This is a genomic window from Pseudomonas sp. Z3-8 (assembly GCF_051131975.1).
In the GTDB taxonomy this organism is placed as follows: Bacteria; Pseudomonadota; Gammaproteobacteria; order Pseudomonadales; family Pseudomonadaceae; genus Aquipseudomonas.
On sequence record NZ_CP071643.1, the window covers coordinates 2,548,914 to 2,568,240 of the forward strand.

The window sequence follows — 19,327 nt, forward strand, 5'->3', positions numbered from 1 at the left end:
GTTCTGGACGGCCCGTCGACTTGATGCATATCAACGGCGGTGGCTGGTGGTCTGGGGGCAGGCCGGTATAATCGGCGCCCTTCGCTCGACTACCTTTGCCCGTGAGTCTCATGATCCTTCCCGAAATCCACGAATTCCTCGGCTGCCGCACCCCCGATGCCTGGGTCCAGGCGGCGCTGGCCGACCAGGAAACGTTGCTGATCGACCACAAGAACTGTGAATTCAAGGCCGCCAGCACGGCCTTGAGTCTGATCGCCAAATATCACTCCCATGTCGACCTGATCAATATGATGTCACGCCTGGCCCGGGAAGAACTGGTGCATCACGAGCAGGTCATGCGCCTGATGAAAAAACGCAAGGTCGCCCTGCGCCAGCTCTCTGCCGGGCGCTACGCTTCGGGCCTGCGTAGAGTGGTGCGCAGCCACGAACCGGTGAAACTGGTGGACACCCTGGTGGTCGGCGCTTTTATCGAAGCTCGCAGTTGCGAGCGTTTCGAGGCCTTGGTGCCGCATCTGGACGAGGAGCTGGGCAAGTTCTATTTCGGCCTGCTGAAAAGCGAGGCCCGGCATTTTCAGGGTTACCTGAAACTGGCCTACCAGTATGGCGACGCCAAGGATATTGCCCAGGTCATTGAGAAGGTCCGCGAGGCGGAGCGCGAGTTGATCGAATCAGTGGATGTGGAGTTTCGGTTCCACAGTGGTGTGCCTGCGCTTTAGGAACTGTGGTGTTATGACGGCGCCATCGCGAGCAAGCTCGCTCCCACATTGGACTCTCTTTGAACACAAATCCTGAGTCCATCCCGAATCCCCTGTGGGAGCGAGCTTGCTCGCGATAGGGCCCAAAGCCGCGCTGCATCTCAACGGGTCAAACCCAGGCGTTCATGCCACTGGGCAATCGATTCTTCGGGATACACGTCGAACTGCTGGTCACCCGAGCGCGCCTCGACCTCTACCCATGGCGCCTTGGAACCCAGCATCAGATGGGTACGTTCCGGCGGCACCGGCAGCGGCGTGTCGATGGCGGAAGCAAAAGGGTGGATCAATTCCGGCCATTCAGGGCTGAACAACCATAATCCCGAGCCGCACAGCGAGCAGAAATGCCGCTCGGCGCTGCTGCGGTGGGCGCGTTTGTCGCCCTCGTCCTTGAGCCGCGCATGGTAGATCGAGATGTGCTTGCGACCCTGCACCTTCAGGCTCGTGGCGTCTCCCCCCAGGTTGATCGCAAAACCGCCGCCGCCCTGGGTCTTGCGGCAGATCGAGCAGTAGCAACGTTGGTAAGGGTAGGGGTGACTGCTGTCCAGGCTGAACGATACGGCGCCGCAGTGGCAGGATCCTTCGAGGTGCATGGGAGCCTCCGGTGGATTGGAAATGGTTCAGTACAGCCTAGACGGTCGGCGTTTTTTGCCGGTTGGATTTATGTTGAATGTGCGGACGCCTTCGCGAGCAGGCTCGCTCCCACATTGGAATCGGGAGGTCCACAAATCCCCTGTGGGAGCGAGCCTGCTCGCGAAGGCGTTGGTACAGCCAGCATTACTTGGGCACCCGCCACAGGTACCACGCCGCCACCGTCCGGTAGGGACTCCAGGCCCGGCCGATTTCGCTCATCTGTCTGGAGCTCGGTTGGGCATCCAGCCCCTTCAGCCGCCGATAACCCTCGCGAACCCCAAAATCATCCGCAGGCAGGATATCCGGCCGTTCCAGGCTATAGATCAACAGCATCTCCACGGTCCAGCGTCCGACGCCGCGCAGGGTGACCAGGCGCTTGATCAATGCTTCGTCGTCCATGGCCTGCGCCGTGGCGTAATCCGGCACGATGCCGTCCAGCGTGGCCTGGGCGATACCCTGGAGAGTGGCGATCTTGCTGGCTGAAAATCCACAACCGCGCAATTGCGCTGCATCAGTTGCCAGTATCTGCTCAGGCCCGGGAAACGTCCCCGATGGGTACAGCCCGAGCAGCCGGCCAATGATCGCATCCCCGGCCTTGGCGTGCAGTTGCTGATAGGCAATCGCCCGCATCAGCGCCTCATACGGATCCCGGGCCGGTTTGGGTTGCAGAAGGCAAGGACCGATCGACTCGATATGGCGTCGCCAGTCTTCGTCCAGGCCTGCCAGGAAAGTGCTCGCTTGCTGATAAGACGCCGCCATCAGTCAAAACGCTAAAGGCAACGAAACCTGCACCGCGGCTCGCTCCAACCGTAATAGAAACGCCTTGCGCGGCTGACCGCCGCCATAGCCGGTCAAGGAGCCATCCGCCCCAATCACCCGGTGACAAGGGATGACGATGGCCAAGCGGTTCTGTCCATTGGCCAGGCCCACGGCGCGGCTGGCGCCAGGGCTGCCCAGTGCGTTGGCGACGGCGCCGTAGCTGCGGGTTTCGCCGTAGGGGATTTTCTGCAGCTCGGCCCAGACCCTGGCCGCGAAGGCGCTGCCAGGCATGTGCAACGGGACGTTGAAAACCGTGAGCTTGCCGGCGAAATAGTCGGCCAGCTCGCTTTCGATCTGTTGCAGATGCGCGTTGTGGCCCGGCGCAACCGTATAGCCGTAGCGTTGCTGCAGTTCCTCCAGCTCCTTGGTCAAGGCCGGGCGATCGAGAAACTCCAGCAATACCAGGCCGCGGCACTCGGCCATGGCCAGCATCGGCCCCAATGGCGTGGTCAGGCGAGTAAACAGCAAGGGTTCGCTGAGGCCGGCGCGGCCGGGGGTGATGTGGAAGGATTTGACGAAGGCATCACGAAACCCGCTCAGCGATTCATAGCCGGAGTCGAACGCCGCATTGTCGATCGAGGCGCCTTCCTTTATCCCGCCCAGGGCGATGCCCAGGCGCCGGGTGCGCAGGTAGGCGTGGAAGGTCATGCCGAAATGCTGTTTGAACCAGCGGCGTAATTTCAGCGGTTCGATGCCTTGTTCCAGCAGCAGGGCGTCGGTCCAGCGCAGGTCTGGCTCGGCGTCGACGGCTTTGAGCAATGCCTGGATCCAGTCCGGGGCAATGGCGGCGGCATCCAGCGGCTTGCAACGCAGGCAGGCCCGATAACCGGCGGACATCGCCTCGTCGGCGTGGGCGAAGAACTCGACGTTCTCCGGTTTCGGCTTGCGCGCGGTGCAACTAGGGCGGCAGAAAATACCGGTGGTCTTGACCGCGGTGAAGAACACCCCCTCGTAGGTGGTGTCTCGTTCGAGCATGGCGCGGACCATCTCGGCGTGGGGCGGAAGCAGCGAGTGATGTAGGTTCATGGGCAGAGCATAGAACCGTGGCCGGGACGACTCCACCGAAAAATCGACAATGAATTCATGGTCATTTGGTCGGATGCCCGCGAACAAAAATTGAACCTTCAAGTCTTAGAGGTTCACCCGCTGTTTTTGTCTTTCGGAGACATCATGTCCAAACACAAGAAATCCCTCGTCGCCGTAGCTGTCTGTGCCTTGGCGTTCGGCGCCTCGGCTTTGTTGCCTGCCGACCTGTCACCTATCGGTTCGAGCTATGCCGCGGGCGGTGGCAACGGCGGTGGCGGCGGCGGTGGCGGCGGTAATGGAGGCGGTGGCGGCAATGGCGGAGGGAATGGCGGCGGCCACGGTGGCGGCGTGGGCGGTGGGCAAGGCAATGGCAACGGTGGCAAGTCCAGCGACTCCAGCGGCCACGGCAAAGGACTGGCCAGTGATCGCGCCGGTACCCGGACTCGCGATCATGGCCTGAGCGGTAAGCACACCGGCACCACCCGCACCGATCGCGCCAGCAAGGCGTCGGCAACTTCCGCCATTGCCAAGGACCGTGATACTCGCGGCTTGACCAAGGCTTCGGCGATTTCCGCCGCTACGCCGGGCACCCATAACACCAAGGGCTTGAGCAACGCGACCCGTTCATCGATGAAGAACGACCGCTGATTGCTTGAATGAAATCGCGAGGCCTGTTTCCGGGCCTCGCGATTTTTTTCGTCTGCTGTTCAGTCCTGTTCGACGAGTCAGTACTTCCAGAACACCGGCGTGAACAGCACCAGCACCGTCAGGATTTCCAGCCGTCCCAGCAGCATGCCGATGGTCAGCAGCCATTTTGCCGCATCCGGCAAGGTCGAGAAGTTGCCGGCGGGGCCGATGATGTTGCCCAAGCCAGGACCCACGTTGCAGACGGCAGTGGCGGCACCGGTCAAGGCGGTCGTCCAGTCCAGGCCGATCAGGGCCAGACCCAGGGCGATGGCGCCGATCGTGATGGTGAAGAAGAACGAGAACGTCAGCAGCGAACGAACGATTTCCTCGTCGATGGGATGGTTGTTGTATTTCTTCTGGATCACCGCCCGGGGATGGATCAGCTGCTTCAAGCTGCCCATCAGCAGCACCCTGGCGACTTGAAAGCGAAAAATCTTCAGGCCCCCGGCCGTGGATCCCGAACAGCCGCCGACGAACGTCAGGTAAAAGAACAGCAACAGGGCAAAGCTGCCCCACAACGTGTAGTCACCCAGCGCCACGCCAGTGGTCGTGACGACTGAAGTGACGTTGACCGCCACGATACGGACCGCGTCCCACCACGCGTGATCGCTGTTAAGGCTCAGCCAGGTACCCACCAACAGCCATGTAACGACCAGGAAGCCGATGAAGCCCCTGACTTGCTGGTCCTTGAGCAGGGCGCGCCGATGGCCCCGCAATGTCGCGACATACAGCGTGAAGGGCAGCGATCCGGCCATCATGACGACCACTGACACCCAATGAACCGCCGGTTGCGGCCAGTGCGCCAGGGATGAATCGGAGGTGGAAAAACCTCCAGTGGAAATCAGCGACATCGCATGGTTGATCGCTTCGAAAGGCGTCATCCCCGCAAGCCACAGCCCCAACGTCGAGAGAGCGGTCAAGCCGATGTAGATCCACAGGATGTAATTGGCCGCGACGTGAGAGCGCGGCGTGACTTTCTCCGACCAGTCCGAAGATTCGGTCTGGAACAGCCGCATGCCGCCGACCCGCAGCAGCGGCAGGACCGCCACGGCCATGCCGATAAAGCCGATTCCGCCGAGCCAGTGCAACATCGACCGCCAGATCAACAGGCCGGGCGATGCGCTATCCAACCCGGTCAGGATGGTCGAGCCGGTGGTGGTGATGCCTGACATGGTCTCGAAAAATGCATCGGTGTAGCTGATGTGCTGGATGAATACCATGGGCAGGGCGGCGAATGCGCAGACAATTACCCAGCTGGCGGTGGTGAGCAGGTACATTTCCCTGGGACGCATCTGGACGTGGTCCGGCCTTCCACGGGCCACCAGTGCCACACCGCAGACGAAGGTGATCAGGCTCGACCATAGAAACGCCGACAAGTCATCGTTGCGCTCGTAGAACATCAGCGTAAACAGCGGAATCGCCATGCTGATCGCAAGGGTGATCAGGAAAATCCCGAGGATGAAACCGATGAGACGCAGAACCGCTATAGACATGGATGACGCCTGATTCAAAGAGCTGCCCAGTATCGATTCGGTGAATCGCTTACCGCGTAAAATTTGCGTAAAAAAATGAAGCGGAAGTGCTCGACGACCAAGGCAGTTTTCTTCAATACCCGAGCAGGCGACCCCATTACCTTGGGACCTCTTTCCTGAACTCAAGAAGATATGTGATGAGCTTGATATTTTCCATGGCCACCTTTGCCCTGGTGGCTTCCATTACTCCGGGCCCGGTCAATATCGTCGCCCTCAGCTCCGGTGCCCGATATGGATTTCGCGCAACCTTGCGCCATGTCGCCGGCGCCACGCTCGGGTTCGTCCTGCTGCTGGTCTTGATGGGATTGGGGTTGCATGAAGTATTGCAGCGCTGGCCTGGGCTCACGCGTGTGGTGCAACTGGCTGGCGTGGCGTTCCTGTTGTACATGGCCTGGAAACTGGCGGTGGACAAAGGCGAGCTGGGTGACCGGGACGAGGGGCGCGCGCCTTCGATGTTCCATGGCGCGTTGATGCAGTGGCTCAACCCCAAGGCGTGGCTGGCTTGCGTGGCGGGGATGGGCGCCTTCGTGGCCGACGGCGAGGCGCGGCTGGTGTGGCAGTTTGCGGCGATCTACCTGGTCATCTGCTATGTCTCGGTGGGTTGCTGGGCCTATGCGGGCAGCTTTCTGCGCACGTGGCTGGGTAACCCGGCGACCATGCGCCTGTTCAATCGACTGATGGCGGCGTTGTTGGTGGCGAGCGCGGTGTATCTGTTGTTGCCTTGAGTCTGACGAGGTGTCCAACTGGCAGAGCTTTTGTGGCGAGGGAGCTTGCTCCCGCTCGACTGCGCAGCAGTCGCCAGGTTTTGGGGTTACTGCGTAGCCCAGCGGGAGCAAGCTCCCTCGCCATGGAGTCAAGTGGCTACGTCAGCCGCGGTATTGCCCGGGTGTAGCCGCCAGGTGTTGCTTGAACGCCCGTTGGAAGTGCGCCTGATCGGCAAACCCGCTGTCCAGCGCCACATCGGCAATCAGCTTGCCCTCGCGCAGTTGACGGCGGGCGAACTGGATACGCCGGTTGATCAGGAAGGCGTGCGGTGTCATGCCGTAGTGGCGCTTGAAAGCCCGGCTCAAATAGGATGGCGAAAGCTGCGCGAAGGCGCAGATATCCTCGAGCTTGAGGGCTTCGGTGCAATGGTCGTGAATGAACTGCGCCGCCCGCATCAGCGCCGGATGGCTGCCACGCTCCGGACGTCCTGCCGGGTTGAGTCGATGCTGGAGATCGGTGAAAAACACTTCGGCGGCGACTTGCTTGCCGCTGGCATCGATATGTTCAGCCACCAGCGTTTCGTAGAGCCCGCACAGGCCGGAGAAAAGCGCGACATCACGGCTATGGGTTGTGCCGAATGCCTGGAAGTCCAGCGAGGGGTCAAAGCCGATACGGCGTTGCAGATCCCGCAGCCATTGAGTGTCGACATACAGCATCACATAAGACCAGGGCTGATCGTCGATCGGGTTGCAAGCATGGACGTCGCCGGGATTCATCAGCACTACCGTGCCGCTCTGGACCTGGAACCGCAATTGCTCGTGCAGGTAGGTGCTGCGTCCGGCGGTGATTGCGCCGATGGAAAAGTGATCATGGGAATGACGCGAATAACAGACCTTGCGCCCATCGGCGATGGCCCGGGCCTCGATGAAAGGCAGCGCCGCGTCGCGCCAGAAGCGTGGGGCGGCGTCGTGGTTGGCGGGCTTCATCAGGCAATGTCCTGTTTTATTGGCTGTGCCTGAGTGTATGCGTCCGTGCCGGAAAATGCCCGTTCGAGTTTGCTCCGGTCTGCGCTAGACTCTGATGAGTCCCGCCAACGGAGTTACTGATGCTTGCGCCAGGCAAACCTGACAACGAAGCCGTTCGCCTCAAACAATTGCAGTCGCTCAAACTGCTTGATACCCCTCCTGAGGAGCGGTTTGACCGCCTGACCCGTCTCGCCCGGCGTCTGTTCAACGTGCCGATCGCCCTGGTGTCGCTGGTGGACGCCAATCGGCAATGGTTCAAGTCAAGCGCCGGCCTGGAAGCCAGTGAGACCCCGCGCGAGGTGTCGTTCTGCGGGCATGCGATCTTGCAGGACGAGATCCTGGAGATTTGCGACGCGGAACAGGACGTGCGGTTCCACGATAATCCGTTGGTCAAGGGCCAACCTGGCATCCGCTTCTATGCCGGGCATCCGCTGGGGCTGGATGATGGCAGCAAGATGGGCACCCTGTGCTTGTTGGACACCCGGCCGCGCACCCTCAACGACGACGAGCGCGAGCTGCTGCGCGATCTGGCGAGCATGGCCGAGCAGGAGCTGGTGGCCGTGCAGATGGCCAGCATGGATGAACTGACACTGCTGTCCAATCGGCGCGGCTTCATGACGCTGGCCCAGCACGCGCTGAGTGTCTGCAGCCGTCTTTCGCGGCCGGCAACACTGCTGTTTTTCGATCTCAACGACTTCAAGCCGATCAACGATCGCTTCGGGCATGCCGAGGGTGACGGCGCGCTGAAGACATTCGCCGACGTATTGCGCATTGCCTTTCGTGAAAGCGACGTGATCGGTCGCATGGGCGGAGACGAGTTCGTCGCCTTGCTCACCGGCGCTTCCCATGTCGAGACGACGGCGATCATGGCACGGCTCAGGGAAATGCTCGAAGAGCGCAACATAACGTTGCAGCGCGGCTATGACATCGATTTCAGCGTGGGCCAGATCGAATACGACCCCGAGCGGCATGAGTCGATCGACAGCCTGCTGGCAGAGGCGGATGCGGCGATGTATGCGCAGAAGCAGGAGCGGCGCAATAGCCCAAGCTGAGTAAGCCACCCTCGACGTCACCCCCAGCTGACCCACCGCCTTCGCGAGCAGGCTCGCTCCCACACGGTCTCGAGTTGTGCCTGACACTCCGGATGGCGCAGAACCACTGTGGGAGCGAGCCTGCTCGCGAAGAGTTCAGCATCCCCGTCGACTGAAACCCCGCCATCGCGAGCAAGCTCGCTGCCACAGGATTTTGTGTTGTGCCTGGATGCACCGAATGGCGCAGCTCCGCTGTGGGAGCGAGCTTGCTCGCGAAGAGGCCAGCCCATTCAGCATCTCTGTCGACTGAAACACCGCCTTCGCGAGCAGGCTCGCTCCCACAGGATTTTGTGTTGTGCCTGGAGCTCCAGATGGCGCAGCTCCATTGTGGGAGCGAGCCTGCTCGCGAAGAGGCCAGCCCATTCAGCATCCCTGTCGACTGAAACACCGCCTTCGCGAGCAGGCTCGCTCCCACAGGATTTTGTGTTGTGCCTGGATACTCCGGATGGCGCAGACCCACTGTGGGAGCGAGCCTGCTCGCGAAGAAGCCAGCCCATTCAGCATCTCTGTCGACTGAAACACCGCCTTCGCGAGCAGGCTCGCTCCCACAGGATTTTGTGTTTTGCCTGACACTCCGGATGGCGCAGAACCACTGTGGGAGCGAGCTTGCTCGCGAAGAGGCCAGCCCATTCAGCATCTATGGCGACTGAAACACCGCCTTCGCGAGCAAGCTCGCTCCCACAGGATTTTGTGTTTTGCCTGACACTCCGGATGGCGCAGAACCACTGTGGGAGCGAGCTTGCTCGCGAAGAGGCCAGCCCATTCAGCATCTATGGCGACTGAAACACCGCCTTCGCGAGCAAGCTCGCTCCCACAGGATTTTGTGTTTTGCCTGACACTCCGGATGGCGCAGAACCACTGTGGGAGCGAGCCTGCTCGCGAAGAGGCCAGCCCATTCAGCATCTATGGCGACTGAAAAACCGCCTTCGCGAGCAGGCTCGCTCCCACAGGATTTTGTGTTGTGCCTGGATGCTCCGAATGGCGCAGCTCCACTGTGGGAGCGAGCTTGCTCGCGAAGAGGCCAGCCCATTCAGCATCCCCGTCGACTGATGCACCGCTATCGCGAGCAAGCTTGCTCCCACAGGATTTTGTGTTTTTCCTGGATGCTTCGGATGGCGCAAATGCATTGTGGGATGAATGGTCCAGCTCCACTTTGGAGGCATTCAGCAGTGATGCAGGTAGCCGACGCGACGCTATATATATGTACCGCACAAGGGGGAGCGGAGGTACGCAGAATGAGCTTTGCATCATGTTTGCAGACCCATGACCGCAGCCTTACCTCCATCTGACTGGTACCCCTTATGAATAACGAATTGCCCCTGACATTTGTTTATCCCGAAGAATTTGGCACGTCACGCGGAAGTGGAAGGGGGCTCCCATTCCCTGCGCCGCTGGCGATGATTGGAAAAATGATCCAAGAGCGCACGTGGCTTACGAACGGGGTCATTGGCCTCAGATGCTTGGACGTCATCTCGTAGCCATGCGCAATAATCGACCGGTTCGTTATGGCTTGGACGGCTTCATCATTGGTGATTTGAAGGTTGCCCATGGTTCTGATCTGTTAATGCTGAAGAATCCCGGGCTTGGCACTGCAGACGCTTGGAAGCTGGGAGTTAAAGAAGGAACCAAGATAACTGCTATTGAACAGCTGGCGGTCGAGCAGGAGTTTTCCGGAGGCGTGTTCACACCCTTCAAAGCTATCGGTCATTGGTTACTTGGCAAGGGCAAACCTGCAAGCGTTCGACTCGACAGAATTGGAATCAGCCCAGCACCGAACAAGATTCCCGACCTGATGGCGATTATCAATACCGCGGGAGTAGGGGTAACCAGTGTCAATATGAGGTTTCCCTATTCCACGGCTCAGGATTCGAATATCGCAAGGATCTACCTTGGAAACATCACGCTTCAAATAACCGGTCAGGTGATCCGTAACACCTCAGGTAGCCTGTCGTTTACAGGGACTGCCAAGGCTTTTTCGGATCGTTATGATGCAAATGCCAGCAATCATCGTTCGGTATTTGATGAAAAAGCGACCACGGCACTGCATCAGGTGGGGCGCGTTGCCCGAGCGCAGGACTATGAAATACGAATTACCGGCGAGCTTCCGATCAATTTTTCAAGGTGACCCACCATGATACGCAGCGAGAAAAGACTGGGCGCCGCTATCCTTTGCCTATTGGCGGCCTGTGCACTGCTGTTTTTCTTTCCCCCAGACAGCGTGGTGGAGAATCCCGGAGATCTCACCGACACCCGGGGTGTTCCCGCTGTTTCGATCTACCTGGTCTTGCTGATCATATTGGCTTCGGCATCATTGGCCCTGACCGGAATAGGCAGTATCGCCCAGCGGTTTCTCAGGCGCCGGTCTTTCAGACTGCGTATCAGCGTGTATGTGCTTGCCAATATTCCCCTTGTTTTAACGTCGCTCCTGGGGGGGTTGGTCTCCTTGGCCTACCTGTATGACGCCGTGTCCGGATTAATAGCGGCGTTGTTGTTCCTGCTCGCCTTTGCCTTCGTGTTGTTGGCCATCCCCCCAAAGCCGCAATAAAAAACGCCGCTTGGCCTTTCCAGGGCAAGCGGCGTTTTATTGCAACGTGAAGATTTACTCTTCGATGTTGCCCATGGCGGTGGTGTTGAAGCCGCCATCCACGTACATGATTTCACCGCTGATGCCCGACGCGAGGTCCGAGCACAGGAAGGCGCCGGCGTTGCCGACTTCTTCGATGGTGACGTTGCGACGCAGCGGGGTTTGCGCTTCGTTGGCGGCCAGCATCTTGCGGAAGTTCTTGATGCCGGAAGCGGCGAGGGTGCGGATCGGACCGGCCGATACGCAGTTCACGCGGGTGCCGTCCGGGCCCAGGGAGCCGGCCAGGTAGCGAACGCCAGCTTCCAGGGAGGCCTTGGCCATGCCCATGACGTTGTAGTTCGGCATGGTGCGCTCGGCGCCCAGGTACGACAGGGTCAGCAGGCTGCCGTTGCGGCCTTTCATCATCTCGCGACCGGCCTTGGCCAGGGCCACGAAGCTGTAGGCGCTGATGTCGTGGGCAATGCGGAAACCTTCACGGGTGGTGGCTTCGGTGAAGTCGCCATCCAGTTGGTCGCCCGGGGCGAAGCCCACGGAGTGCACGATGCAGTCCAGGCCATCCCACTTCTTGCTCAGTTCTTCGAAGACCTTGGCGATTTCTTCATCGCTGGCGACGTCGCACGGGAAGCACAGCTCAGGGCTCGAACCCCAGCCTTGCGCGAACTCTTCGACACGACCCTTGAGTTTGTCGTTCTGATAAGTGAAGGCAAGCTCAGCGCCCTCGCGATGCATGGCGGCAGCGATGCCGGATGCGATGGACAGCTTGCTGGCGACACCGACGATCAGTACGCGCTTACCGGCGAGAAAACCCATGTGTTGCTCCTCTTTCAGGTTATTCGGCAGTTGTCGGGGCCAGGAAAGCGGCCTCCAGCAACTGCTGTGTATAGGGGTGTTGCGGCGCGGCGAATATGCTGCGGGCATCACCTTGTTCGACCACTTGGCCATGCTTGACCACCATCAATTGGTGGCTCAGCGCTTTGACGACAGCCAGGTCATGGCTGATAAACAGGTACGTCAGGTTGTACTTGGTTTGCAATGACCGCAACAGCTCCACCACCTGGCGTTGCACGGTACGGTCCAGGGCCGACGTTGGTTCGTCCAGCAGAATCAACGCCGGCTTGAGCACCAGGGCCCGGGCAATGGCGATGCGCTGCCGTTGCCCTCCGGAAAATTCGTGGGGGTAGCGGTTCCGGGTTTCCGGGTCCAGGCCTACCTCCTTTAATGCCGCAATTATCGCTTGTTCCTGTTCGGCTTCGGTGCCGATCTTGTGGATCCGCAGTCCTTCGCCGACGATCTGGCTCACACACATTCGCGGGCTCAGGCTGCCAAACGGGTCCTGAAACACCACTTGCATCTCCCGGCGCAACGGCCGGACATGCTGCTGCGACAGGCTGTCGAGCTGCTTGCCGTCGAAGCGGATCCCGCCCTGGCTGCCGATCAACCGCAAGATCGCCAGCCCCAGCGTGGACTTGCCGGAACCGCTCTCGCCGACGATGCCCAAGGTCTGGCCCTGGGGCAGGCTGAAGCGGATTCCGTCCACCGCCTTGATGTAATCCGTCGTGCGCTTGAACAGGCCTTTCTTGATCGGGAACCAGACTTTCAGGTCCTCGACCTCCAGCAGCGGCGGGCCGACCACGTTGGTCGCCGGGTTGCCGCTGGGCTCGGCGGCGAGCAATTCCCGAGTGTACGGATGTTGCGGCGCGCGGAACAACTCTGCGCACGATGCCTGTTCGACGATGCAACCGCGCTGCATGACACATACACGATGCGCAATTCTTCGCACCAGGTTCAAATCGTGGCTGATCAGCAGCAGCGACATGCCCAGGCGCGCCTGCAAATCCTTGAGCAGATCGAGGATTTTCAACTGCACGGTGACGTCCAGCGCGGTGGTCGGTTCGTCGGCTATCAGCAGTTCCGGCTCGTTGGCCAGGGCCATGGCGATCATCACCCGCTGACGCTGGCCACCGGACAGTTCGTGGGGCAACGCCTTGAGCCGTTTGTGCGGTTCGGGGATGCCGACCAGTTCCAGCAGCTCGAGGGAGCGACGGGTGGCGACCTTGCCGGTCAGGCCCTTGTGGATGCCGAGCACTTCATTGAGCTGTTTTTCAATGCAGTGCAGCGGGTTCAGGGAAGTCATCGGCTCCTGGAAGATCATCGCGATCCGGTTGCCACGGATATGGCGGATGGTCTTTTCCTTCAGGCCCAGCAGATTCTGGCCGGCGTACTGGATGGTCCCGGTCGGGTGGTGGGCCAGCGGGTAGGGCAGCAAGCGCAGGATCGAATGGGCCGTCACCGACTTGCCCGAGCCGCTTTCACCCACCAGGGCGAGGGTTTCGCCGCGCTTGATGTCGAAGCTGATGCCCTCGACCACGCGCTGGCGGCGTTCGCCAACGATGAACTCCACCGCCAGGTCGCGCACTTCGATCAGATTGTCCTGGTTCATTTCACTTCCTCGGATCGAAGGCATCGCGAGCGGACTCGCCGATGAACACCAACAGGCTCAGCATGATCGCCAGCACGGCGAATGCGCTGATGCCCAGCCAGGGCGCCTGCAGGTTGGACTTGCCCTGGGCCACCAGCTCACCGAGGGATGGCGCTCCGGCCGGCAGGCCGAAACCGAGAAAATCCAGGGCGGTGAGGGTGCCGATGGCGCCGGTGAGGATGAACGGCATGAAGGTCATGGTCGAGACCATGGCGTTGGGCAGGATGTGGCGGAACATGATCGCGCCATTCTGCATGCCCAGCGCTCGCGCGGCGCGCACGTATTCGAGGTTGCGCCCGCGCAGGAACTCGGCGCGCACCACATCCACCAGGCTCATCCAGGAAAACAGCAACATGATGCCCAGCAGCCACCAGAAGTTCGGCTGGACGAAGCTGGCGAGAATGATCAGCAGATAGAGCACCGGCAGCCCGGACCAGATTTCCAGGAAGCGCTGTCCGGCCAGGTCTACCCAGCCGCCATAGAAGCCCTGCAACGCACCGGCAATCACCCCGATGATCGAGCTGAGCACCGTCAGCGTGAGCGCGAACAGCACCGAGATGCGGAAGCCATAGATGACCCGCGCCAGCACGTCGCGGCCCTGGTCATCGGTGCCCAGCCAGTTCACCACCGAGGGCGGTGCCGGGGCCGGGACCTTCAAGTCGTAATTGATGCTCTGGTAGCTGAATGGAATCGGTGCCCACACGACCCAGGCGTCCTTGGCGGCGAGCAACTCGCGGATATACGGGCTCTTGTAGTTGGCCTCCAGCGGGAATTCGCCGCCGAACGTCGTTTCCGGGTAACGCTTCAGGGCCGGGAAGTACCAGCCGCCGTCGTAGTGCACCACCAGTGGCTTGTCGTTGGCAATAAGCTCGGCGCCCAGGCTGAGGATGAACAAGAACAGAAACAGCCACAACGACCACCAGCCACGCTTGTTGGCCTTGAACAGTTCGAAACGGCGACGATTGAGAGGGGAGAGGTTCATCTCAATGCTCCCGGCTTTCGAAGTCGATACGCGGATCGACGAAGGTATAGGTCAGGTCGCCGATCAGTTTCACTACCAGCCCCAGCAGGGTAAAGATGAACAGTGTGCCGAAGACCACCGGATAATCACGGTTGATGGCGGCTTCGAAGCTCATCAAGCCAAGGCCGTCGAGGGAGAAGATCACTTCCACCAGCAGCGAGCCGGTAAAGAAGATCCCGATGAACGCCGAAGGGAAACCGGCAATCACCAGCAGCATGGCGTTGCGAAATACATGCCCGTAGAGCACCCGGTTGCGCGTCAGCCCCTTGGCCTTGGCGGTGACCACGTACTGCTTGTTGATTTCATCGAGGAAGCTGTTCTTGGTCAGCAGCGTCATGGTGGCGAAGTTGCCGATCACCAGGGCGGTGACAGGCAAGGCCAGGTGCCAGAAATAATCGAGGATCTTGCCGCCCAGGCTCAGTTCCTCGAAATTGTTCGACGTCAGCCCCCTCAATGGAAACCAGTCGAAATAACTGCCGCCGGCAAACACCACGATCAGCAGGATGGCGAACAGGAACGACGGGATCGCATAACCGACGATGATCGCCGAACTGGTCCACACATCAAAATGGCTGCCGTGCCGCGTGGCCTTGGCGATCCCCAGCGGGATCGACACCAGGTACATGATCAGCGTGCTCCACAGTCCGAGGGAGATCGACACCGGCATCTTTTCCTTGATCAGGTCGATGACCTTGGCGTCGCGGAAAAAGCTGTCGCCAAAGTCCAGGCGGGCGTAGTTCTTGATCATGATCCACAGGCGTTCGGGGGCCGACTTGTCGAAGCCGTACATGCGCTCGATTTCCTTGACCAGTGCCGGATCCAGGCCTTGGGCGCCGCGGTAGGAGGAGCCGGCCACCGACACTTCCGCGCCGCCGCCAGCGATGCGGCTGGTAGCGCCTTCGAAACCTTCGAGCTTGGCGATCATCTGCTCCACCGGCCCACCGGGCGCGGCCTGGATGATCACGAAGTTGATCAGCAGGATGCCGAACAGGGTCGGGATGATGAGCAGCAGGCGCCGAAAAATATAAGCCAGCATCGGGTTACTCCACGCTCACAGGGGCGGCGACTTGCTGCTCGATCACTTGTTTTTCCACTTCGTCGGCCGGTTTGACGTCCGGCTTCACCCACCATGTGGTGGTGCCGATGTCGTAGGTCGGGGTGACTTTCGGGTGGCCGATATGGTTCCAGTAGGCCACGCGCCAGGTCTTGATGTGCCAGTTGGGGATCACGTAATAGCCCCACTGCAGCACCCGGTCCAGCGCCCGGGCATGGGCTACTAGGCTTTTGCGCGAATCGGCGTTGATCAACTGTTCCACCAACTGGTCGACGGCCGGGTCCTTCAGGCCCATGGTATTGCGGCTGCCAGGCTTGTCCGCGGCAGCCGACATCCAGAACTCGCGCTGCTCGTTACCCGGCGAGCTGGACTGCGGGAAGCTGCCCACCACCAGATCGAAGTCCCGGGAGCGCACGCGGTTGATGTACTGGGACACGTCGACGCGGCGAATCACCAGCTCGATGCCCAGGTCGCTCAGGTTGCGCTTGAAAGGCAGCAGCACCCGCTCGAATTCGGTCTGGGCCAGGAGGAATTCCAGCACCACCGGTTTGCCCTGGGCGTCGACCATCTTGTCGTCGACGATGCGCCAGCCGGCCTCCTGCAGCAATTGATAGGCCTTGCGCTGCTGGTCGCGGATCATGCCGCTGCCATCGCAGACCGTAGGCTGGAAGGTTTCAGTGAAGACCTGTTCCGGAATCTTGCCGCGCAGCGGTTCGAGAATCTTCAATTCGTCTTCGCCGGGCAGGCCGGTCGCGGCCATTTCCGAGTTCTCGAAATAGCTGCGGGTGCGGGCGTAGGCACCGTGGAACAACTGCTTGTTGGTCCATTCGAAGTCCAGCAACAGGCTCAACGCCTGGCGCACCCGCACGTCCTGGAAGATCGGGCGGCGAAGGTTGTAGACAAAACCCTGCATGCCGGTGGGGTTGCCGTTGGGGATCTGTTCCTTGATCAGGCGGCCTTCGCTGACGGCGGGAATGTTGTAGGCGTTGGCCCAGTTCTTGGCAGCCATCTCCAGCCAGAAATCGAATTGCCCGGCTTTCAACGCCTCTACGGCCACGGTGTTGTCGCGGTAGTAATCGGTGGTCAGTACGTCGAAATTGTAGAAGCCGCGGTTGACCGCCAGGTCCTTGCCCCAGTAATCCTTGACGCGCTCGTAGCGGATCGAACGCCCCGCCTTCACTTCGGTGACCCGGTAGGGGCCGCTGCCGAGGGGGATCTCCAGATTGCCCTTGTTGAAGTCGCGGTTGGCCCACCAGTGTTTGGGCAATACCGGCAGTTGGCCGAGGATCAACGGCAGTTCGCGGTTATTGGTGTGCTTGAACTTGAACAGGACCTTGAGCGGTGTCTCGGCGACGACTTCGGCGACATCGTTGTAGTAGCCGCGAAACATCGGGGCGCCGTCCCTGGTCAGGGTCTCGAAGCTGAACACGACATCTTCGGCGCGCACCGGATGGCCGTCGTTGAAGCGGGCTTCGGGGCGCAGGTAGAAGCGCACCCAGCCATTGTCCGGGGCCTTCTCGATCTTTTCGGCGATCAGACCGTACTCGGTAAAGGGCTCGTCGAGGCCTTGCTTGGCCAGGGTGTCGTAGATCAGGCCGATATCGTCGGCCGGTACGCCTTTGCTGATAAACGGGTTGAGGCTGTCGAAGCCGCCAAACCCGCCCTGGCGGAATATCCCGCCCTTGGGGGCATCCGGGTTCACGTAATCGAAATGCTTGAAGTCGGCCGGGTACTTTGGCGGCTCGTTGTACAACGTCAAGGCGTGCTGCGGCGCGGCACAGGCCAGTCCGGCGAATAACAGACCGCTGGCCTGCAGGAGCAGGGCGCGTAAAGGCTTCATTGATCTTTCTCCGAAGATTTCAGCCACCATGCGCTCAGGCCCAGGGTGTAGGGCGGCGTAGTGACGAAAGCGAACCGGTTGCGGTACGCCAGGCGATGATAATTGAGATACCAGTTGGGAATGCAGTAGTGCTGCCATAGCAGCACGCGGTCCAGGGCCTTGCCGGCGGCGACCTGTTCGTCGCGAGTCTGGGCGGCGAGCAGCTTCTCCAGCAGGTGATCGACCACGGGGTTGGCGATGCCCGCATAGTTTTTACTGCCCTTGATCCCGACCTGGCTGGAGTGGAAGTACTGCCATTGCTCAAGGCCCGGGCTGAGGGTCTGGCTCAGGGTCAGCAGGATCATGTCGAAATCGAACTGGTCCAGGCGCTGCTTGTACTGGGCGCGGTCCACCGTGCGCAGACGGGCCTGGACGCCGATGCTGGCGAGGTTCTCGACGTAGGGCTGGAGGATGCGCTCCAGGTTCGGGTTCACCAACAGGATTTCAAAGCGTAGGGGCTGCTTGTCGGCGTTCAGCAAGTGCTGGCCGTGGAGGGTCCATCCGGCTTCTTTCAACAGGCCCAGGGCCTTGCGCAGTGTCTCGCGCGGAACGCCGCGACCGTCGGTGCGAGGCAGACTGAAGGGTTCGGTCAGCAACCGGGGCGGCAATTGTTCGCGATAGGGCTTGAGCAGCAGCCATTCGTGCCCCACGGGCAGGCCCGTGGCCGAAAATTCACTGTTGGGGTAATAGCTGAGTGTGCGTTTGTAGGCACCGCTGAACAACGTGCGGTTGGTCCATTCGAAATCGAACATCAATCCCAGGGCTTCGCGCACCTTGACCTCGGCGAAGGTGCTGCGCCGGGTGTTCATGAACAGGCCCTGGGTCTGGGTCGGAATCTGATGGGGAATCTGCGCCTTGATCACATCGCCACGGTTGATCGCCGGAAAGTTGTAGCCGTTGGCCCAGTTCTTGGCCTGGTGTTCGATGTAGATATCGAATTCACCGGCCTTGAACGCTTCGAAGGCCACCTCGCTGTCGCGGTAGAACTCGACGACCATGCGGTCGTAGTTGTATTTGCCGCGATTGACCGGCAGGTCCTTGCCCCAGTAGTCCTTGACCCGTTCGAAGACCAGTTGGCGACCGGGCTGCACCTTGGTGATGCGATAAGGGCCACTGCCCAGGGGGGGCTCGAAGGTGGTCGCCTTGAAGTCGCGGTCTTTCCAGTAGTGCTGGGGCAGCACCGGCAGTTCCCCCAGGCGCAGAATCAGCAAGGGATTGCCCGCACGCTTGAAGACAAAGCGGATTTTCAGCGGGTTGAGGATATCGACCCGCAGCACTTCCTGCAGGTTGGTGCGGTATTGCGGATGACCTTCCTTGAGCAGCGTCCTGTAGGAAAACGCCACGTCATAAGCGGTGATCGGCACGCCGTCATGGAACCGCGCCTCCGGCCGCAGGTTGAACACCACCCAGCTACGGTCCTCGCTGTATTCCACGGATCGGGCGATCAAGCCGTAGCTCGACGTCGGTTCGTCGCCGGACGGTGCGTACTGGCCGGTGCCAACCATCAACGGCTCGTTCAATTCATTGATGCCGTATTGCAGGAAATTTGCCGTTGAAACCGGGCTGCTGCCCTTGAAGGTATACGGATTGAGTGTGTCGAAGGTGCCAAATGCCATGACCCGCAAGGTGCCGCCCTTGGGCGCTTGCGGGTTGACCCAGTCGAAGTGGGTGAATCTGGCCGGGTACTTGAGCGTGCCGAACTGCGCATAGCCATGGCTTTCGCTGATGGTGGCGCCGGCGGGGGAGCTCAAGGCCAGGCTGATCAGGAACAGGAGGAGGGGACGTATCAAGTCTGAGATCCGATCCAGGCGGCTTGGGCTTTTATGGCCTGTACAGTAACAGCTTGTATCGGCAGGAAAAAGGCGGGGGCTCAAAGCGCTGGATTACCTGGATCCATGGCGAGAGTGCCTGTGTGGCGAGGGAGCTTGCTCCCGCTGGGTTGCGAAGCAACCCGTGAACCTGGCACCTCGGTGTGACAGGTGAATTGAGTCGCTGCTTTTGGGGCTGCTGTGCAGCCCAGCGGGAGCAAGCTCCCTCGCC

Annotated in this window: 17 protein-coding genes; 6 read left to right on the forward strand and 11 right to left on the reverse strand. The window is 60.6% G+C overall.

The window, feature by feature from the left end:
- Positions 1 to 110 precede the first annotated feature (110 nt).
- A complete protein-coding gene (locus tag J3P94_RS11875; protein ID WP_434573571.1) occupies positions 111 to 716 on the forward strand; it encodes a tRNA-(ms[2]io[6]A)-hydroxylase in 606 nt (201 codons plus the stop codon).
- A gap of 140 nt (positions 717 to 856) precedes the next feature.
- Here the strand turns inward: J3P94_RS11875 and J3P94_RS11880 are convergent, their stop codons facing one another.
- From J3P94_RS11880 to J3P94_RS11890, 3 genes are all read right to left on the reverse strand, one after another.
- Complete coding sequence (locus J3P94_RS11880; RefSeq protein ID WP_434573573.1) at positions 857 to 1,345, reverse strand: GFA family protein; 489 nt, start codon at positions 1,343 to 1,345, stop codon at positions 857 to 859.
- A gap of 184 nt (positions 1,346 to 1,529) precedes the next feature.
- Positions 1,530 to 2,144 (reverse strand): DNA-3-methyladenine glycosylase family protein, encoded by a 615-nt coding sequence (locus tag J3P94_RS11885; protein WP_434573574.1) that lies wholly within the window; start codon positions 2,142 to 2,144, stop codon positions 1,530 to 1,532.
- A gap of 3 nt (positions 2,145 to 2,147) precedes the next feature.
- On the reverse strand, positions 2,148 to 3,230 hold the full coding sequence (locus tag J3P94_RS11890; protein ID WP_434573576.1) for a bifunctional transcriptional activator/DNA repair enzyme AdaA: 1,083 nt from the start codon (positions 3,228 to 3,230) through the stop codon (positions 2,148 to 2,150).
- Positions 3,231 to 3,374: 144 nt separating this feature from the next.
- On the opposite strand from J3P94_RS11890, the gene J3P94_RS11895 reads away from it, so the two are divergent.
- A complete protein-coding gene (locus J3P94_RS11895; RefSeq protein ID WP_434573578.1) occupies positions 3,375 to 3,878 on the forward strand; it encodes a hypothetical protein in 504 nt (167 codons plus the stop codon).
- A 77-nt stretch (positions 3,879 to 3,955) separates the two neighbouring features.
- On the opposite strand, the gene J3P94_RS11900 is transcribed toward J3P94_RS11895, so the two are convergent.
- Positions 3,956 to 5,410, reverse strand: coding sequence for a TrkH family potassium uptake protein (locus J3P94_RS11900; protein WP_434573580.1), 1,455 nt, complete (start codon positions 5,408 to 5,410; stop codon positions 3,956 to 3,958).
- Between the two features lie 176 nt (positions 5,411 to 5,586).
- On the opposite strand from J3P94_RS11900, the gene J3P94_RS11905 reads away from it, so the two are divergent.
- The gene (locus tag J3P94_RS11905) at positions 5,587 to 6,174 is read left to right on the forward strand and encodes a LysE family translocator (protein WP_434573582.1); all 588 of its coding nucleotides are present in this window, start codon (positions 5,587 to 5,589) and stop codon (positions 6,172 to 6,174) included.
- A 141-nt stretch (positions 6,175 to 6,315) separates the two neighbouring features.
- Here J3P94_RS11905 and J3P94_RS11910 read toward each other — a convergent pair whose 3' ends face one another.
- Positions 6,316 to 7,140: an AraC family transcriptional regulator gene (locus J3P94_RS11910; RefSeq protein ID WP_434573583.1), complete on the reverse strand. Its 825-nt coding sequence runs from the start codon at positions 7,138 to 7,140 to the stop codon at positions 6,316 to 6,318.
- Between the two features lie 119 nt (positions 7,141 to 7,259).
- Here J3P94_RS11910 and J3P94_RS11915 point away from each other — a divergent pair, with 119 nt between their 5' ends.
- The 3 genes from J3P94_RS11915 to J3P94_RS11925 all read left to right on the forward strand — a co-directional run bounded on the left by J3P94_RS11915 (position 7,260) and on the right by J3P94_RS11925 (position 10,815).
- Positions 7,260 to 8,231 carry a sensor domain-containing diguanylate cyclase gene (locus J3P94_RS11915; RefSeq protein ID WP_434573585.1) on the forward strand — a complete coding sequence of 324 codons (972 nt, stop codon included), beginning with the start codon at positions 7,260 to 7,262 and terminating at the stop codon, positions 8,229 to 8,231.
- Between the two features lie 1,465 nt (positions 8,232 to 9,696).
- Entirely contained in the window at positions 9,697 to 10,395 is a 699-nt protein-coding gene (locus tag J3P94_RS11920) for a lipid II-degrading bacteriocin (RefSeq protein WP_434573586.1), read from the forward strand.
- 6 nt (positions 10,396 to 10,401) lie between these two features.
- Positions 10,402 to 10,815 (forward strand): hypothetical protein, encoded by a 414-nt coding sequence (locus J3P94_RS11925; RefSeq protein WP_434573588.1) that lies wholly within the window; start codon positions 10,402 to 10,404, stop codon positions 10,813 to 10,815.
- Between the two features lie 54 nt (positions 10,816 to 10,869).
- Here J3P94_RS11925 and fabI read toward each other — a convergent pair whose 3' ends face one another.
- Genes fabI through J3P94_RS11955 form a run of 6 tightly spaced genes read right to left on the reverse strand, consistent with a single transcriptional unit; the run spans position 10,870 to position 19,077 of the window.
- Positions 10,870 to 11,664 carry an enoyl-ACP reductase FabI gene (gene fabI / locus J3P94_RS11930; RefSeq protein ID WP_003202751.1) on the reverse strand — a complete coding sequence of 265 codons (795 nt, stop codon included), beginning with the start codon at positions 11,662 to 11,664 and terminating at the stop codon, positions 10,870 to 10,872.
- Positions 11,665 to 11,683: 19 nt separating this feature from the next.
- A complete protein-coding gene (locus J3P94_RS11935) occupies positions 11,684 to 13,294 on the reverse strand; it encodes an ABC transporter ATP-binding protein (protein ID WP_434573590.1) in 1,611 nt (536 codons plus the stop codon).
- 1 nt (position 13,295) lies between these two features.
- A complete protein-coding gene (locus tag J3P94_RS11940; RefSeq protein WP_434573592.1) occupies positions 13,296 to 14,315 on the reverse strand; it encodes an ABC transporter permease in 1,020 nt (339 codons plus the stop codon).
- A 1-nt stretch (position 14,316) separates the two neighbouring features.
- On the reverse strand, positions 14,317 to 15,390 hold the full coding sequence (locus J3P94_RS11945) for a microcin C ABC transporter permease YejB (protein WP_434573593.1): 1,074 nt from the start codon (positions 15,388 to 15,390) through the stop codon (positions 14,317 to 14,319).
- A gap of 4 nt (positions 15,391 to 15,394) precedes the next feature.
- On the reverse strand, positions 15,395 to 17,248 hold the full coding sequence (locus tag J3P94_RS11950; RefSeq protein WP_434573595.1) for an extracellular solute-binding protein: 1,854 nt from the start codon (positions 17,246 to 17,248) through the stop codon (positions 15,395 to 15,397).
- Positions 17,245 to 19,077, reverse strand: a complete 1,833-nt coding sequence (locus J3P94_RS11955; protein ID WP_434573597.1) for an extracellular solute-binding protein — start codon at positions 19,075 to 19,077, stop codon at positions 17,245 to 17,247. Before J3P94_RS11955 ends, J3P94_RS11950 begins: the two co-directional genes overlap by 4 nt.
- Between the last annotated feature and the right edge of the window lie 250 nt (positions 19,078 to 19,327).

What these genes read in the sequence shown, in the direction of transcription:
- J3P94_RS11935 (WP_434573590.1), bottom strand. Translation starts at nt 13,294, where the DNA reads ATGAACCAGGACAATCTGATCGAAGTGCGCGACCTGGCGGTGGAGTTC.
- J3P94_RS11925 (WP_434573588.1), top strand. Translation starts at nt 10,402, where the DNA reads ATGATACGCAGCGAGAAAAGACTGGGCGCCGCTATCCTTTGCCTATTG.
- J3P94_RS11910 (WP_434573583.1), bottom strand. Translation starts at nt 7,140, where the DNA reads ATGAAGCCCGCCAACCACGACGCCGCCCCACGCTTCTGGCGCGACGCG.
- J3P94_RS11950 (WP_434573595.1), bottom strand. Translation starts at nt 17,248, where the DNA reads ATGAAGCCTTTACGCGCCCTGCTCCTGCAGGCCAGCGGTCTGTTATTC.
- J3P94_RS11945 (WP_434573593.1), bottom strand. Translation starts at nt 15,390, where the DNA reads ATGCTGGCTTATATTTTTCGGCGCCTGCTGCTCATCATCCCGACCCTG.
- J3P94_RS11905 (WP_434573582.1), top strand. Translation starts at nt 5,587, where the DNA reads ATGAGCTTGATATTTTCCATGGCCACCTTTGCCCTGGTGGCTTCCATT.
- J3P94_RS11940 (WP_434573592.1), bottom strand. Translation starts at nt 14,315, where the DNA reads ATGAACCTCTCCCCTCTCAATCGTCGCCGTTTCGAACTGTTCAAGGCC.
- J3P94_RS11875 (WP_434573571.1), top strand. Translation starts at nt 111, where the DNA reads ATGATCCTTCCCGAAATCCACGAATTCCTCGGCTGCCGCACCCCCGAT.
- J3P94_RS11885 (WP_434573574.1), bottom strand. Translation starts at nt 2,144, where the DNA reads ATGGCGGCGTCTTATCAGCAAGCGAGCACTTTCCTGGCAGGCCTGGAC.
- fabI (WP_003202751.1), bottom strand. Translation starts at nt 11,664, where the DNA reads ATGGGTTTTCTCGCCGGTAAGCGCGTACTGATCGTCGGTGTCGCCAGC.
- J3P94_RS11890 (WP_434573576.1), bottom strand. Translation starts at nt 3,230, where the DNA reads ATGAACCTACATCACTCGCTGCTTCCGCCCCACGCCGAGATGGTCCGC.
- J3P94_RS11880 (WP_434573573.1), bottom strand. Translation starts at nt 1,345, where the DNA reads ATGCACCTCGAAGGATCCTGCCACTGCGGCGCCGTATCGTTCAGCCTG.
- J3P94_RS11900 (WP_434573580.1), bottom strand. Translation starts at nt 5,410, where the DNA reads ATGTCTATAGCGGTTCTGCGTCTCATCGGTTTCATCCTCGGGATTTTC.
- J3P94_RS11915 (WP_434573585.1), top strand. Translation starts at nt 7,260, where the DNA reads ATGCTTGCGCCAGGCAAACCTGACAACGAAGCCGTTCGCCTCAAACAA.
- J3P94_RS11895 (WP_434573578.1), top strand. Translation starts at nt 3,375, where the DNA reads ATGTCCAAACACAAGAAATCCCTCGTCGCCGTAGCTGTCTGTGCCTTG.